This window comes from Acinetobacter sp. YH12129, from assembly GCF_013418685.1.
Lineage (GTDB): Bacteria > Pseudomonadota > Gammaproteobacteria > Pseudomonadales > Moraxellaceae > Acinetobacter > Acinetobacter amyesii.
Genome location: NZ_VPBP01000020.1, coordinates 26,988 through 42,166, shown reverse-complemented (window position 1 = coordinate 42,166; position 15,179 = coordinate 26,988). Strand labels below are relative to the sequence as shown.

17 protein-coding genes are annotated in these 15,179 nt (G+C 40.3%); 8 read left to right on the top strand and 9 right to left on the bottom strand.

Translation table 11 applies throughout. From position 1 onward, the window contains the following. Window positions 1–151: 151 nt before the first annotated feature. Together FTU65_RS11065 and FTU65_RS11060 are read right to left on the bottom strand one after the other, a co-directional pair. Window positions 152–2,092: a sensor histidine kinase gene (locus FTU65_RS11065; RefSeq protein WP_180065448.1), complete on the bottom strand. Its 1,941-nt coding sequence runs from the start codon at window positions 2,090–2,092 to the stop codon at window positions 152–154. A gap of 289 nt (window positions 2,093–2,381) precedes the next feature. Continuing rightward, a complete protein-coding gene (locus FTU65_RS11060) occupies window positions 2,382–3,824 on the bottom strand; it encodes a SulP family inorganic anion transporter (protein WP_180065450.1) in 1,443 nt (480 codons plus the stop codon). 215 nt (window positions 3,825–4,039) lie between these two features. Here FTU65_RS11060 and FTU65_RS11055 point away from each other — a divergent pair, with 215 nt between their 5' ends. Continuing rightward, window positions 4,040–4,651: a glutathione binding-like protein gene (locus FTU65_RS11055; RefSeq protein WP_078188886.1), complete on the top strand. Its 612-nt coding sequence runs from the start codon at window positions 4,040–4,042 to the stop codon at window positions 4,649–4,651. Between the two features lie 393 nt (window positions 4,652–5,044). Here the strand turns inward: FTU65_RS11055 and FTU65_RS11050 are convergent, their stop codons facing one another. From FTU65_RS11050 to FTU65_RS11025, 6 genes are all read right to left on the bottom strand, one after another. After that, window positions 5,045–5,617, bottom strand: a complete 573-nt coding sequence (locus FTU65_RS11050) for a hypothetical protein (RefSeq protein WP_180003022.1) — start codon at window positions 5,615–5,617, stop codon at window positions 5,045–5,047. A 180-nt stretch (window positions 5,618–5,797) separates the two neighbouring features. Then, window positions 5,798–6,583, bottom strand: coding sequence for a thiazole synthase (locus FTU65_RS11045; RefSeq protein WP_078193631.1), 786 nt, complete (start codon window positions 6,581–6,583; stop codon window positions 5,798–5,800). Window positions 6,584–6,595: 12 nt separating this feature from the next. Next, entirely contained in the window at window positions 6,596–6,793 is a 198-nt protein-coding gene (thiS, locus tag FTU65_RS11040; protein WP_111885686.1) for a sulfur carrier protein ThiS, read from the bottom strand. A gap of 57 nt (window positions 6,794–6,850) precedes the next feature. Next, window positions 6,851–7,216, bottom strand: coding sequence for a DUF423 domain-containing protein (locus FTU65_RS11035; protein WP_180010328.1), 366 nt, complete (start codon window positions 7,214–7,216; stop codon window positions 6,851–6,853). Between the two features lie 169 nt (window positions 7,217–7,385). Next, window positions 7,386–8,255 (bottom strand): RNA polymerase sigma factor RpoH, encoded by an 870-nt coding sequence (gene rpoH, locus FTU65_RS11030; protein WP_078188879.1) that lies wholly within the window; start codon window positions 8,253–8,255, stop codon window positions 7,386–7,388. 142 nt (window positions 8,256–8,397) lie between these two features. Continuing rightward, window positions 8,398–8,592 (bottom strand): sulfurtransferase TusA family protein, encoded by a 195-nt coding sequence (locus FTU65_RS11025; protein ID WP_078189214.1) that lies wholly within the window; start codon window positions 8,590–8,592, stop codon window positions 8,398–8,400. 413 nt (window positions 8,593–9,005) lie between these two features. Here FTU65_RS11025 and FTU65_RS11020 point away from each other — a divergent pair, with 413 nt between their 5' ends. Together FTU65_RS11020 and rhlB are read left to right on the top strand one after the other, a co-directional pair. After that, a complete protein-coding gene (locus tag FTU65_RS11020; protein WP_005014923.1) occupies window positions 9,006–9,218 on the top strand; it encodes a cold-shock protein in 213 nt (70 codons plus the stop codon). A gap of 99 nt (window positions 9,219–9,317) precedes the next feature. After that, entirely contained in the window at window positions 9,318–10,469 is a 1,152-nt protein-coding gene (gene rhlB, locus FTU65_RS11015; protein WP_180003018.1) for an ATP-dependent RNA helicase RhlB, read from the top strand. Window positions 10,470–10,598: 129 nt separating this feature from the next. Here rhlB and FTU65_RS11010 read toward each other — a convergent pair whose 3' ends face one another. Next, entirely contained in the window at window positions 10,599–10,988 is a 390-nt protein-coding gene (locus FTU65_RS11010) for a hypothetical protein (RefSeq protein WP_078188876.1), read from the bottom strand. Window positions 10,989–11,200: 212 nt separating this feature from the next. On the opposite strand from FTU65_RS11010, the gene FTU65_RS11005 reads away from it, so the two are divergent. The 5 genes from FTU65_RS11005 (at window position 11,201) to gspM (ending at window position 15,106) form a co-directional block, all read left to right on the top strand. After that, window positions 11,201–11,791 carry a nitroreductase family protein gene (locus FTU65_RS11005; RefSeq protein ID WP_171525909.1) on the top strand — a complete coding sequence of 197 codons (591 nt, stop codon included), beginning with the start codon at window positions 11,201–11,203 and terminating at the stop codon, window positions 11,789–11,791. 60 nt (window positions 11,792–11,851) lie between these two features. Next, on the top strand, window positions 11,852–12,925 hold the full coding sequence (locus tag FTU65_RS11000) for an NAD(P)H-dependent glycerol-3-phosphate dehydrogenase (protein WP_078188874.1): 1,074 nt from the start codon (window positions 11,852–11,854) through the stop codon (window positions 12,923–12,925). A 79-nt stretch (window positions 12,926–13,004) separates the two neighbouring features. Then, window positions 13,005–13,460 carry a phosphoglycerate mutase family protein gene (locus FTU65_RS10995; RefSeq protein ID WP_180066798.1) on the top strand — a complete coding sequence of 152 codons (456 nt, stop codon included), beginning with the start codon at window positions 13,005–13,007 and terminating at the stop codon, window positions 13,458–13,460. Between the two features lie 27 nt (window positions 13,461–13,487). Further along, window positions 13,488–14,627: a type II secretion system protein GspL gene (gspL, locus tag FTU65_RS10990; protein WP_180066796.1), complete on the top strand. Its 1,140-nt coding sequence runs from the start codon at window positions 13,488–13,490 to the stop codon at window positions 14,625–14,627. After that, window positions 14,627–15,106 carry a type II secretion system protein GspM gene (gene gspM, locus FTU65_RS10985; RefSeq protein WP_180066794.1) on the top strand — a complete coding sequence of 160 codons (480 nt, stop codon included), beginning with the start codon at window positions 14,627–14,629 and terminating at the stop codon, window positions 15,104–15,106. Before gspL ends, gspM begins: the two co-directional genes overlap by 1 nt. Window positions 15,107–15,179 lie beyond the last annotated feature (73 nt).

The window sequence follows — 15,179 nt, the reverse complement described above, 5'->3', positions numbered from 1 at the left end:
GAATGCGGTATTTTAAGTCCTGAGATGCACAAGTCAAATTTTTTACCGTGAATAAATCCGCTTTTTGCTCAATCTCACCGACTGAAGCCGTGCTGAGCATTTGCAATGAGCAGTCAAATGCTCAGCTCAAAAGTGATGAAATAACATTAAGCTAGGCGTTTTTATCGTCAAGATCTTCATTATCAGCACCGTCAAGCTTAAACGGCAAAATGGCCTCAAGCACGGTACAACCCGGCTGTGACTGTATTTTAAATTCACCACCAATACGATGGATTCGCGTTTGCATACTGTGAAGGCCGACATGTAGGCCTTGCTCAACTTCGTCAGGGTTGAAGCCGATACCGTTATCTTCAATACGTAAGATCAGCTGAGTCTCTGTTTCGCACAAACTGACCTGAACTTTGCTTGCTTGACTGTGCTTTAAAATATTGGTCAGGGTTTCTTCAGCGACACGAGTCAAATTGAGACATTGGGTCGCAGAGGGTGAGTGAATCCATTCGGCAGCAAATTTCCAGCTCGAGCTCATGTCTAATTCTTCAAAGAGCTGTACAAAGCGATGGCGAATCGGCGCCGCCCATTCGATCGGGGTGTCTGGAACTTTCGTCCCTATACTTGAACCCGAATCGATAACTTGTCTTAAATCATTTCGGAACAGTTTAAGCATCGACATGATTTGTGGTTTTTCAATTTTGTCATTTTGTTCTAACAGTAAAATTGAACGGACAATAGATCCGCCTAAACCATCATGCAAGTCATGAGATAAATGAATTCGTTCTTGAAGTCGTGCATTTTCAAGTGCGAGTTGATGTTGTTGACCGAGTGAGGTAGCAAGTTTCAGTTCTGCACGTTGTACATTTTCAGTTAAGGTCTTATTAAAACGTTCAATTTGATGGGTGTGTCGAGCTAAACGCAAAGCCAGTACGCCACCCAAAACGAGGGTCGTTAGTGGGCCAGTATATGGTGAGAGCGCATGGCCTTCCATGGTCATCATAAAGTGCGCATCATGTACTGCAATCGGTAAATAAATCAGATACAGCGTTGCAAGCAAATAGGTTTCGGCCATTTTGGCTTTATACGCCAAGTACGGGTAGCTAATACATTTGGCCACAAAGACTAAAACAAAGAAGCTAAAACAAATTTGGATGACGGTCTTTAAATAAGCCTCTGGTGCAAAACCAATACAGATCGCTGCGATAGTGGCAAGGCTTAATAACAGCTTTTGAATTTTTGGGAAGGGGTGGTTTGCAAAATACCACGCACCAATACAGCCAAAAACCGTATAAAAACAGAAAATAATATTTTGTAGACGATCGACCTGTACGGTGGTTAGTAATGCAATTGGCCCATTAAAAATAATACACAGGCTATAAAATACCCAAGCCATGCCTGTAATGGTTAACCATAAGTAAGCTCTTTCATTACGATTGGCGAGCCATGCTAAAAAAAAGAACACGGCCACGACGAAATTAATCATCGTATTCAGTTCGACTAATTGTCGTTGTTCGAGTAACCAAATTTTAAAGGTGTCATAGACTTGCTGGTAATCCCCAATTTGAACTGAACTGAGTCCTGATTTTTGGGTCACCGAACCATACACTTGCACCCAAATGGTATTTACACCTTGCTTTAAACTCGAGCTAGGTAAGTTCAACAGTCTAGGTTGATGTTGGCTTCGCGAAAAATGTTCTGCTGAAATGTAATCTTGCCAAAGTAGGGCTTCGTTGATATAAACCCGTCCACTTTGGGTGATGCCTTGTATAGCGATAGCAATGGGTTGATTTAACTGATGGAGGTCACAGTTCAACTTAAATTGGATTTTGTACCAAGCGATACCATGATAATCCGGCCAACGTTTATTCCAAGTGTCTGGAAGCTTTTGCAGATTTTGCCAACCTGTACGTGGGCGCTCTTGCTCGACAGCGCTTTTAGCTGTGGCAATATGGGTAATTTCAACAGGACAATGACTGCTTGAGATCTGTGGGGTGGCATTGGCAAAACTGGGTATAGCGATACAACATAGCAGGCAAAATAGACTTGCTAAGACCAGCAGCCGATTTGCTTGAATGCAGTGTCGTGACCAAAACCATACCATCAAAATTCCCCCAATTTTGTGTATCCACAATTTAAAAAAATAAATAGAAAGTCAGATCAAATCTTTGTTTTATTATTGATAGTTATAATTTTATGAGATGAATTATACAGTTAAATCGAATGAATGGTGAATTTTTCTCTTTTTTATAGGCTTGGTATTTGATGTAATGTCATTACAAATGAGACTTTGATTATTGAAACCCTTTGCTATATACATCCTGCATAGGGTTTCAATAGGTCACACTTTATTGAAAATTGATTTGATTCAAAGTGAATATTTCAAAAACCCATTAGTCACTGACACGGTCAAGTAAAGTGCTACTTGCTTCATTTAAGCCAAAAACCTCTACTTGAATGTGTTTTGACTCAAATTTTTGTACGACATTCTTCAAAATATTAACGGAAGTAATATCCCAAATATGGGCATGGCTCAGATCAATTCGCACTTGACTAACCGTCTCCTGAAAATCAAAAAATTGATAAAAACTCTCAGAGCTACTAAAGAAAATTTGCCCATAGACCGTGTAACTACGGATGTTGTTTTTAAGTTCTGATGTAACTTTTACCGAGCTTTCCAGTTGATTAATAATAAACAACGCAGAGAGGAGCACACCAACCAATACGCCAAGCGCCAAATTATGTGTTGCAAGCACCACGATCACCACAGCAATCATCACGACATTAAAGGACATCGGATGCTTTGAAAATTGCTTGACTGAATTCCATTGGAACGTAGTGAATGACACCATGACCATAATCGCGACTAAGGCCGCCATTGGGACATAGGCCAACCAGTCTTTTAAGAACACCACTAAGCACAACAAAAATACACCTGCAACCAAAGTGGAGAGGCGAGTTCGCGCGCCAGAGCTGACATTAATAATCGACTGACCAATCATGGCACAACCTGCCATGCCGCCCATAAAACCACTGACAATATTGGCAATCCCTTGACCACGACATTCCTGATGACGATCTCCTTCAGTTCCAGTGACTTCATTGATCACTGTCGTGGTCATCATGGTTTCTAATAGGCCAACTGTTGCTAGGGTGATGGAAAAGGGGAAAATAATCGTGAGGGTTTCAAGATTGAAAGGAATGTCAGGAATCAAGAACATGGGTAAAGTCTCTGGAAACTTGCCCAAATCACTTACAGTACGCAGGTCAGCACCCAAAAATAATGCCAAGCTACTGAGGACAATAATGCAAATCAGCGGTGATGGAATAGCTTTGCCAATTTTAGGTAGATATGGAAAAAGATAAATTATTGCAAGTCCTAAAAGCATAAAGACATAGCCCAAACTATCCATCTTTGAAATTTCAGGTAGCTGTGCGACAAAAATCAAAATCGCGAGTGCATTTAAAAAACCATACACCACTGACTGCGAGACAAAGCGCATGAGTTTTGCCACTTTAAAATAGCCAGCAATGATTTGTATGACACCAGTTAAAACCGTGGCAGCCAAAAGGTATTGCAAACCATGATCTTTGACCAATGTGATCATAAGTAAGGCCATCGCACCCGTAGCAGCTGAAATCATTGCTGTACGACCACCAAATAAGGCAATGGTGCCGGCGATACAAAACGAAGCGTACAAACCAACCTGAGGGTCAACCCCAGCAATAGCTGAAAAGGCGATCGATTCTGGAATTAGCGCCAGTCCAACTACTAAGCCAGCGAGCACATCGGTACGAATATTGGAAAACCATTGTTCTTTTTTAAGTTGTAACACGGTAACTTTTCATCAAATCTTAAACGCGGCTATGTTAAAACAACTGAGTATAAAAATGCATAACAGATTGACTTGAAATCTTCTTGATTATGGACAATAGTCAATGAGTATATGTGTTTCAGCATTTACGCTTTTTTGCAATTTACAGGTTTGATCACTTGAAAGTTTGACAGAAGAGATTTAAAACATTGAATAGTACATAACAAGGATCAGATATGAAGCTTTATTATTCTCCAGGTGCATGTTCATTAGCATCACATATAATTTTAAATGAAATTAATGTCGATTTTGATTTGGTCCGTGTTGACCTAAAAAACCATAAAACAGAAAAAGGGGTGGATTATTACGAGATCAACCCAAAAGGTTATGTACCTGCATTAGAAATCAACCCAGGTTTGATCCTGACCGAGAACGTGGCCATTTTACCGTTCCTTGCACAACATGATCCTAAACAAGACTTAATTCCTCCATCAGGTTTAGGTCGTGCCAAAGTTTTAGAATGGCTTGGCTATTTGAACTCAGAATTACATGATGCTTATGCCGTATTCTTTGGTGCTCCACTAGATGCAGACGCTAAAGAAAAAGCCTATGCAGAAATTGATCGTTTATTGACATATATCGATAAAGCGATTGGTGAATCGGATAACGACTACTTGGTCGATGATAACTTCGGCCCAGCAGATGCCTATCTCTTTGTACTGACAAATTGGTCAAATGGCATCGGACATGATTTAACGCCATATAAAAATATCATTGCATTACGCAACAAAGTTGCAGAGCGCCAATCAGTTCAAATTGCGATGCGTGATGAAGGATTGATTCCTTAAAAGATGTTTCGCCCGTAAAAGTAATTCGCATTTTTTAAATGATTTTTAAGCCGATTCGACGGAGTCTTACATTTAGCGTTTGAATAAAGGGTTTAGCCTTCGGCTGGAGGTACTTTTGTTTAGGCAAAAGTACCCAAAACCATTGTCATCCGCAAAACTCGTTCACTACCGTCTAATTTTTCAAAGTATCGCAAAAACATTTTTATTAGAAGTAGCTCTGTCTCAAACAATTACGGATGACGATACCGCGTATCATTCTTTTATTTGAATCAAATTACGTTTCTGATTTTACTGCGTAACATCAGTTCTTTAAATTCAGTTTTGAAATTGAATAAACAAACCGCCGAAATTGGCGGTTTGTTTATTGCTAGATTGGCATTGCTCAGGTTCAACTTAGTACTCGAACTGTGTATAGAAATCATCAAAGTTAATATTTTTAAGCGTCAGTTGCTGTGGTGCTTTGAAGGTTGACCATTTGGTTTGAGTTTTGGCATCTTCAAACATATTGCCGCCTACAATTTCCTTACGTTTTAAGGTCGAAAAATTATAGCTTTTCGATGTTTCTTCACCAGAAGCTCGGTGAAAGCTACTGTAGTCAAAACCAATCAGGTCAAAGCGTTGATTTTGCCAACGGAAGGTGTAACTATGTCGGGGCCATTCCCAGCCACCACAAGCCATAAAATAACTAAAATGAACGAGTAAATTGCCTTTACTGATTTGGATGTCTTCTGCTTCAGCAAGTGGATCAAGTAAGCATGAATTCGGCTGCTGAGCGACTGGGATACTATGGTTTTCAACGATACGTTGATATCCCTTTGCGGTTTTAAAAAACACGATGAGTTTTCGTGGATGGTTATGAACGACTTTTCCATCGTCATCATAGGTCACCACATCGACTTTTTGTTTTTCCACGATCATCGCAACATCTGGCATTTGATCTTTGTTTAGGTCGCCAGTCGTAGCCATCAAAATGTTCCAACCTTGCGGTGCAAGTGATTTGGCTGTGCTGGGCACTTGGGCTGACAGCCAACTAGATGCGGCACAAAGACTAAAAGTACAAAATATATGGGATATTTTCATTGTTATTAGGTTTTAAAATCAAAAAAAGGACTCTATAGAGTCCTCTTTTATACCGTGATTGAGTTCTTATTTAAAGAAGTATCCGGTTTCAGGTGAACTGGCATTTGCCATGCGTTTACGCGGCATACGTCCTGCTAGGAACGCTTCACGACCGGCTTCAACTGCTTTTTTCATCGCTGAAGCCATCAGAACAGGGTGTTGAGCTGCTGCAATTGCTGTATTCATTAATACGCCATCACAGCCCAATTCCATCGCTATCGCTGCATCACTTGCTGTACCTACACCCGCATCGACCAAGACAGGCACTTTGGCATTGTCTTTAATGATCGAAATAGTATGTGGGTTGAGAATGCCTAAACCTGAGCCAATGAGACTACCTAAAGGCATAATGGCTACACAGCCCATGCTTTCCAGTTCTTGTGCCACAATCGGGTCATCTGAGGTATAAACCATGATTTCAAAGCCATCGTCAATCAATGTACGTGCAGCTTTTAAAGTCTCGGTAATATTTGGATATAGGGTTTTCTCATCGCCTAAAACCTCAAGTTTAACCAGATTGTGACCATCTAATAGTTCACGCGCCAACATACAAGTACGAACCGCGCTGTTCGCATCGAAACAACCGGCTGTATTTGGCAAAATCGTATATTTCTCAGGTGGAACTACAGAAAGCAAGTTCGGCTGGTCTGGATGTTGACCAATATTCACACGGCGAATGGCAACGGTCACAATTTCAGCACCACTAGCTTGAATGGCCTGGTCAGTTTCCGTTAAGTCCTTGTACTTACCTGTACCAACTAAAAGTCGTGAATTAAATGTACGTGAACCAATGATTAGGGGTGTATCTTCCATGGGAGCTCCATTTTAGCCGCCACCTACGGCATGAATAATTTCAATATGATCTTGCTCTGCAATTGGGGTTTGTTCCAATTTACTTTTCGAGATGATCATTTCATTTTTTTCAACAGCGAAGCGTTTGCCTTCCAGTTGTAATTGTTGAACCAATTGCAAGAGGTTGACACATTCGGTTTGTGTAGCTTCGCCGTTTAAATAGATTTGCATTTTTGGATTCCGTTCTTGCTGCCTTACCTATTGAATAAGGCCAAAATCTGTTGTTAATTATTTTGCGTATTTAAATGCATTCCAGGCCAATATGAGCCATCCAGCAATCATCAGCGCTCCACCAATTGGGGTAATGGCACCGAGACCACGTGGTAAGCCTAGAGCCATCACATATAAAGAACCACAGAAGAAGAAAATACCAACTTGTATAAGGAGGAAACTAGCTTTAATTGGAAGTTGGGGAATGACTTTGGATAAGATCGCGAGGGCAAGTAAGCCTAGTGCATGGTAAAAGAAATAGTCCGTTGCAGTTTGCCACCAAGCCAATTGGGCTTCAGTCGCGCGCGCTTTTAATCCGTGTGCACCAAAGGCACCAAGCATCACAGCAAAAGCTAAGTTAAGTGCGGAAATGGCAATCCACATGTGCATTCACCTTAACAAAATTTGCGCATAACCATAGCATATTTAGCGCGCAGGGTTAAAGCAAAAATGCCCAAAGTTTTTGTGTTGTAGTTTGTCATTCAATACTATTCAGACATAAAAAAGAGCATCGAAATGCTCTTTTTTAGGATGACTAGGAAATGCTTTCCAATTAGTTTGAAGACATTGCGACTTTAATTTTTTCCATCGCATTTTTTTCCAACTGACGGATACGTTCAGCAGATACATTATATTCTGCCGCCAATTCATGCAGCGTCGACTTTTCGTCATCTAACCAGCGACGTTGTAAGATGTTACGCGAACGGTCATCCAACTGATCCATGGCTTCATGTAAAGCTGAAGTGCTTTGTTCTTCGTAATCTTCATCTTCCGCTAAACGCGCAGGGTCGTAACGGTTATCTTCGAGATAAAGGGCAGGAGCGACATGGGTCGAACCTTCATCGTCATCATCACCTTGAGCTTCAAATGCAGCATCATAAGCGGTTAAACGGCCTTCCATTTCCAAGACTTGTTCAGGTGTCACATTTAAGTCATTGGCAATCGACTGTGCTTCAGCCAAAGTTAATTTTTTAGATGACTTTTTTAAGCTACGTAAATTAAAGAATAATTTACGCTGTGCTTTAGTGGTCGCAATTTTGACAATACGCCAGTTACGAATCACATATTCATGAATTTCTGCTTTAATCCAATGCACAGCAAAAGATACGAGACGTACGCCCATGTTTGGGTCAAAACGTTTTACCGCTTTCATTAAGCCCAAGTTACCTTCTTGAATCAGGTCACCTTGTGGCAAGCCGTAGCCTGCATAGCTACGTGCGATATGCACAACAAAACGAAGATGTGACATCACCAGCATTTTAGCTGCGTCTAAATCTTGGTCATAATAATAACGTTCGGCCAGCTCTTTTTCTTGTTCGGCCGATAAAATTGGAATCTGATTAACAGTACTAATATAAGCACCAAGATTCACCCCAGGTGCCGATAATGACAGGGGCATCAATTGATTGCTGCTGTCACTCATGTTTTCTCCTTGAGAATTAAAATGGGTAAGCCCAATAACTAAGATTCATCTTAATCCAATATTTCCGTAAATTATGGAAAATTGGGTATAGAAATGTAAACTTTTATTCAATTATGAAGCAATTTAGTTTAACTGAATCTTTTTAAGATTCAATTAAGTAATGAAACTCAGAATCGGAAATTTTGCGCATTTCACAGTTTAACTGATGTATTTGACAGTATCGTGATACATCTTGTTGGCTGTGCGGATCGGATGACTTTAACAATAAAGATTGATCTGGACTTTTCTTTAAAGCTTTTTTGAGCATCAATAGTGGCATCGGGCAAGGTTTACCCATTGCATCTACAGTTAAAAGCGAATTTTGGCTGTCACTCACGAAGCAGATCCAACATGTTTACATTTCAATGGAAATATTAGCAAATACAGTGCCAAATCCCAACCTAAAATAGGTAAAAATCCTTTGTGATTTATAACTCAAACGATGTGAAAAAATAAGAATATTCAAAAGGAAAATAGATCAAAAAAATCTATTAATTGCGGTAAACCCGTGTTAAGCTCGTTGCGTTGTTAAGATTTTTGTTGGCTGTGAAGCCTCTTAACTCTTGATATATTTGGATGTAACCGGGATTTTGTTGATAGTTTTACAGAATGATTACAAGCTTAGAAATAAAAATATTTTTTAACCTTGTTTGGTCTGCTGTTTGCAACACCGGGTGGTCCTTCTTTTTTAAATACGATAAGGATTAACTTATGACAGCTCGTGAACAAGGCGTTGTTAAATGGTTCAACGACACTAAAGGCTTTGGCTTTATTCAACGTAACGGCGGCGACGACGTATTCGTTCATTTCCGCGCAATTATGGGCGAAGGTCACCGTTCACTTCGTGACGGTCAACGCGTAGAATTCAGCGTTGTTAAAGGTCAAAAAGGCTTCCAAGCTGAAGAAGTACAACCTTTAGACTAATCGTCTGAATGTACTCAAAAACGCTCCAATGTAAATTGGGGCGTTTTTTGTTTATAATGCTTCAGCAATTTTGTGATTATTCAATTAGGGCACATCTATATGTCATCAGGTTTTGAAACCTTAAATTTACATCCGAACCTTAAAAAAGCCATTGATGCTTTGGGTTTTAAGGATATGACGCCTATTCAGCAAAAGGTTTTAAAATTTACATTGGCTGGACATGACGCTATTGGTCGTGCTCAAACTGGTACTGGGAAGACTGCGGCTTTCTTGGTCAGTGTGATCAATGACTTGTTGAATAATCCAATTAAGGAACAGCGTTATCGTGGTGAACCGCGTGCATTGATTCTTGCACCAACCCGTGAGCTTGCATTGCAAATTGAAAGTGATGCTAAAGAATTAGTGAAATACACTGATCTCAATGTCATGACTTTGCTCGGTGGGGTAGATTTTGATAAGCAAAAAAATCTATTAAATCGTAATTTTGTCGACATTATGGTTGCAACCCCAGGTCGCTTAATTGACTTTGTGGAACAAAAAGAAGTTTGGCTCGATCAAATTGAATTTTTAGTGATTGATGAAGCTGACCGTTTATTAGATATGGGCTTTATCCCATCTGTAAAACGTATCGTGCGCTTTTCACCACGTAAAGAACAACGACAAACTTTGATGTTCTCTGCAACATTTAGTTATGATGTTTTAAATTTGGCACAGCAATGGTTGTTTGAACCAGTAACTGTTGAAATTGAACCTGAGAAAAAAACCAATGCAGATGTAGAGCAACGTGTCTACATGGTGGCGAAGTCTGATAAATATAAATTATTGGAAGACATCTTACGTGATGAACCAATTGAAAAGGTCATGATCTTTGCCAACCGTCGTGATCAAGTGCGTAAACTTTATGATCATCTCAAAAAAGACGGTTATAAAGTGGTGATGTTGTCAGGTGAAATCGCTCAAGATAAGCGTTTGAAAATGCTTGATCAGTTTAAAAATGGTCAACATAACATCATGATTGCAACAGACGTTGCAGGTCGTGGTATCCATGTCGATGGCGTTTCTCATGTCGTGAACTTTACACTTCCTGAACAGTCTGATGATTATGTACACCGTATCGGTCGTACAGGTCGTGCAGGAACACGTGGTGTCAGTATTAGTTTCTTGTCTGAAGATGATGCTTTTTCACTACCTGAAATTGAAAAAGCCATTGGTCAAAAATTACCTTTAACCCGTTTAGACGGTTATTGCTAATTTTTGCTTCAAAAAAAGCCTGCAGATTTGCAGGCTTTTTTTATTTCATCTCGACTATTTCATAACAATTATTTCATGACGATAATTTCATTTTGAGTTAATGACAAAACGACATCACAGACTAACGTTTTAGTTGGCACGGCAACTAAAGGTCAGTACAGTTTGGTAATCATCATCTTTGCTGATGCTGCCGCTATTTCCTGTAATGGTGCCAAGTACGCCAGCCGCCGCCTGAATCATTTGACCTGTCTTTTCATCGACCACGCCTTTTAAAACACCGTTGTATTCTTGCTTTTCATCCACGACGACAGGGGTCGCATTTTTACCACAGGTACTATTTGCTGCTGCAATTGCATTATTTTTTGCCGCTAAACTGGTTTTACCTACGGCAGTCACTTCATATTGATTATTCGGTTTTTGAATCGCTAAAGATTTTGTTGGCGTAGATGTACATGCAGCTAAAAGCACAGTTGCGCTTAGCGTGCTAACAATGGCAACAGTTTTGTTGAATTTTTTCATGCGGTGCCCCGAGTTAGAAACAATTTGATTTATTTGAACATAAAATTTCTTATAGAACAGGGAACTGCTGTACAAGTTATGCGGTTTTTTTATAGTAAATCTGTGAATAAAGCTGACTTAACAAATAAGCACCGAGTCTGATGTAAACATTCTAGAGTAAGTTATTGAGAATATGCTAATCTTGAGCAAACGTTTTAAAGTACAGTGTATAGATGTCAATTCTAAAATCAGCAGTTGATACAGTTCATCAAAATATTCATCAGCGTCAGTCGATTGGTCATTTAATTGAACCTGCGCCGAATGCTGAGCAATTGGAAAATGCGTTTCAAGCCGCTTTAACGGCGCCAGATCATCATCGTCTTAAGCCTACGCGTTTCGTGATTATTCCTGAAACTGAACGTGAAGCATTTGGTGAGTTGCTTTCACATGCTTTAGCCGATACTGGACAAACAGAAGAAGCGCAGTTGGAACGTGTGAAACACCATCCATTTCGTGCGCCACTATTGGTTTTGGCTTTAACTCAATTACAAGATCATCCCAAAGTTCCGCATTTCGAACAAATTTTAAGTTCAGGCGCAGCAGTACAAAACTTTTTGCTCTCTCTACAAGCACAGGGCTTTTCAACCATGTGGCGTAGTGGGGCGGTGGTTGAATCTAAATTGTTTAAACAAGCCTTAGGCTTAACGGAAAATGATTTGATTTCAGGCATTATTTATATCGGTACAGCAGTGAAAGCAATTCCACCGCGTGCTGAAATACAGTCTGCTGACTTTGTAAGCCATTGGCATAAAGCAAACCAATAAAAGTGAAAAATAGGTCGATTGAACAAGATCGATCAGTAAAGAAATTAGGATAAAAGAACAATGTCAGAACTTGATTTTGCAAGTCTTGTTAGCCCTGTGTCAGTAGACCAAAAAACGGCACTGCGTGTGACGGTGTTGGGTGGTGGGAGTTTTGGTACTGCGATGGCCAATACTGCAGTACGTAATGGCTGTGACACCATGATATGGATTCGTGATGAGGCGGTAGCTGCGGATATCAATGCAACACATATCAATAAACGTTACTTGCCAGATTTTCAATTAGAAGCAGGTTTGCTTGCTGTTTCAGATTTAGAAAAAGCAGTATGTAATCGTGACATTATTTTGGTGGCCATTCCGAGCCATTCTTTCCGTAGTGTTTTACAACAGATAAAACCTTTTATCACGTCACAAGCAGTGGTGTCTTTAACCAAAGGTATTGAAGCCAATACCTTTAGTTTTATGAGCGATATTATTCGTGAAGAGCTTCCTGAAGTCCCTTATGGTGTGCTTTCAGGGCCAAACTTGGCGAAGGAAATTGTTGCGGGGCAACCTGCGGGGACTGTGATTGCAAGCCAATCTGAACTGGTTCGTTATGCGGTTCAACAAGCGCTGCACAGTGCATTATTCCGTGTATTTGCAAGTGATGATGTGCATGGCGTGGAATTGGGCGGTGCACTGAAAAATATCTATGCAGTCGCGATGGGTCTAGCTGCAGCTTATGGTGTCGGTGAAAATACCAAGAGTATGATTTTGACACGTGCTTTGGCAGAAATGAGCCGCTTTGCAGTGAAATTAGGCGCAAACCCATTAACATTCCTAGGTTTATCTGGTGTCGGTGATTTATTTGCAACTTGTAGTAGTCCGCTCAGTCGTAATTACCAAGTCGGTTTTGCACTCGGCAGTGGTAAAAGCTTAGAACAAGCGACCAAAGAACTAGGACAAACTGCGGAAGGGATTAATACTATTGTGCAAGTACGCGCACGCTCTGAGGAGTTGGGTGTATATATGCCAATTACCAGTGCATTGTATGAAGTGATTTTTGAAGGTGCGCCGGCCCTGAACATTGCTTTGTCATTGATGAAAAATGGACATCGCAGTGACGTTGAATTTGTCTTGCCACATCAGCAAGTTTAAGTTTGCTGATTAATATGCAATACACATAGCTTTGTCATACTGGCTGTATATAATGTGCGGAATAGAATAAGGAAATTTTATGCAACTGACATTGGTTAGGCATGGCGAAGCTGCTCCACCTGTAATGGGGAATGATGAAAAGCGTCCTTTAACAGCGCGTGGACAAACTCAAGCGGAAGAAACTGCAGCATATTTGAAAGATATAATTCAACCAGACGTTTTTGTGGTGAGTCCGCTACTGCGTGCGCAGCAAACACTTTCATCTTTGCAAAAACATTTTCCACATGTGCCTGTGGTTATTTGTAATGCCATCAAACCGGAAGATGATGCCAAAGTTGCAGTGGAATGGTTGTCACATTTACCGTATGAGTCTATTGTGGTGGTGTGCCATATGAACGTTGTGGCACATATGGCCAGTGTTTTGGTCTCAGAATATTTTAATCCCTATGCTTTGGCAGAAGCGCGCATTTATGAACAAGCGGTCATTGCTCCAGGGTTATCAACTCAAATTAAAACGTTTATACCATCAACATAAAAACCAATTAAAACGGCAGAAAAATTAATGTTGTATTTATGGATGCCCGAAGCCAATGGGGTTTGGCAATGGTCAGAAGGGGATTTCTGGAAGCAGTCATCGACACTTGAACAGTTGATTCAGGAAATTCAGCCACATGCGGGAAAGGAAGCGGTTGTTTTCTTTCCGAGTCGTGATGTACAAATCATTCAGCAAAATTTTCCAAAAAACCAATATAAAAAACTTGGCCCAGACGGCGTAAAATATTTACTTGAGGAATATGTCATTTTGCCTTTGGATGCAATGAAAGTATTGCATCATTTTCAAAGTCCAGATGAATTAACGGTCATGGGGATTGCACATAGTGCAGTCGAAACGATGCAGCATGCTTTGACGCTAATTCCTGTAAAAGTTATTTCATTATTACCAGACTTTTTGGTCTTACCAAGTCCAGAATCAGGGCAACATGTTTTGGCAAATGTCAGCGGTCATTTATTGGTCCGAAATAATGAATATGTCGGTCAGTCTGTTGATGATTTGGCATTGTATTTAGATTATCAAATTGGTCAGCCGAACTATAAGATTTCAAATCTAAGTTCAGATCAGACGCATAGTCTTGAAGCCGCTGTAACGCATGATCACATTGAATCTTTTCATTATGAATTACCCAATATAAAAAAACCGAAACAACACCCACTCAATGTTTTGCCGAAAGCCAAAGCCAATACGGGTGTGAGTGGCTATTGGAAAGCATGTGCAGCTGTTTTGGTTGCGGCTCTAATTACTCAGTTTAGTTATGATGCAGTTCGCTGGTATCAATACAAAAAAGTGGCCAATATCACTGCGGCACAAGCGATTGATCAGTTTAAATATTGGTTTGGTCAAAGCTATCCTGTCACTGAACAAACGCTGAAAAGCCAGTTCGAATCACAATTGCGTCAGAGTCAAACGGGCAATGCACAGGCTTTGTCTTTACTGAGCCGTGTTGGTCCTGTTCTAATGCAAAACCAAATTTCTGCAAATCGTGTGAGCTATGAAGCCTCGATGTTAAATATGGAGCTAAAAGCCAATTCGGCAGAAGTACTACAAACCCTAACCAATCAATTAAAACAACAAGGTTTTAAAGTTGAATTAGGGAATATTCAACCAGGTGCCAACGGCGCGATTGGATTGGTGAAAATACAATAATGACAAAAATGGAAAACCTACAGCAACGTATAGATGGGCAAATTGAGCGCATCACTGATTATTTAGGCCAACTGTCAACACGTGAACGAGTCATGGTGATCTTTACCACGATTTTTGTTGTAGTGGCAGCGATTGGTTCGGCACTGTTTTATATGAACAAAGCTGCAAATTTTCAACAAAAGCGCGTGAATGAACTCAAAGATACTGTTGTTTGGATGCAAAGTAATGCCGTCACGATGAAACCAGCAGGTGATACACAACTGAGCGCGTTGGAAAAAGTTCAGCGTGTATCGCAACAACAGGGCTTGTCAGTAGCATCGCAACAAGTCGGTGAGCAAATACAGATTGCAGTGATGCATGAAAATTATGCAATTCTGGCCAATTTTTTGACGCAATTGGTTCAAATGGGCTTAAGTATTGAAAAGATGGAATTAAGTTCTGAAGCGGGACAGGTCAAATTAACAGCGAGTGTGCAATAATCGGTAAAAATAAAGATCTGCTAAGCATGGTGTTTTATTTGTGCTGTGCCTATAATATGCCGACTTAAAAAGC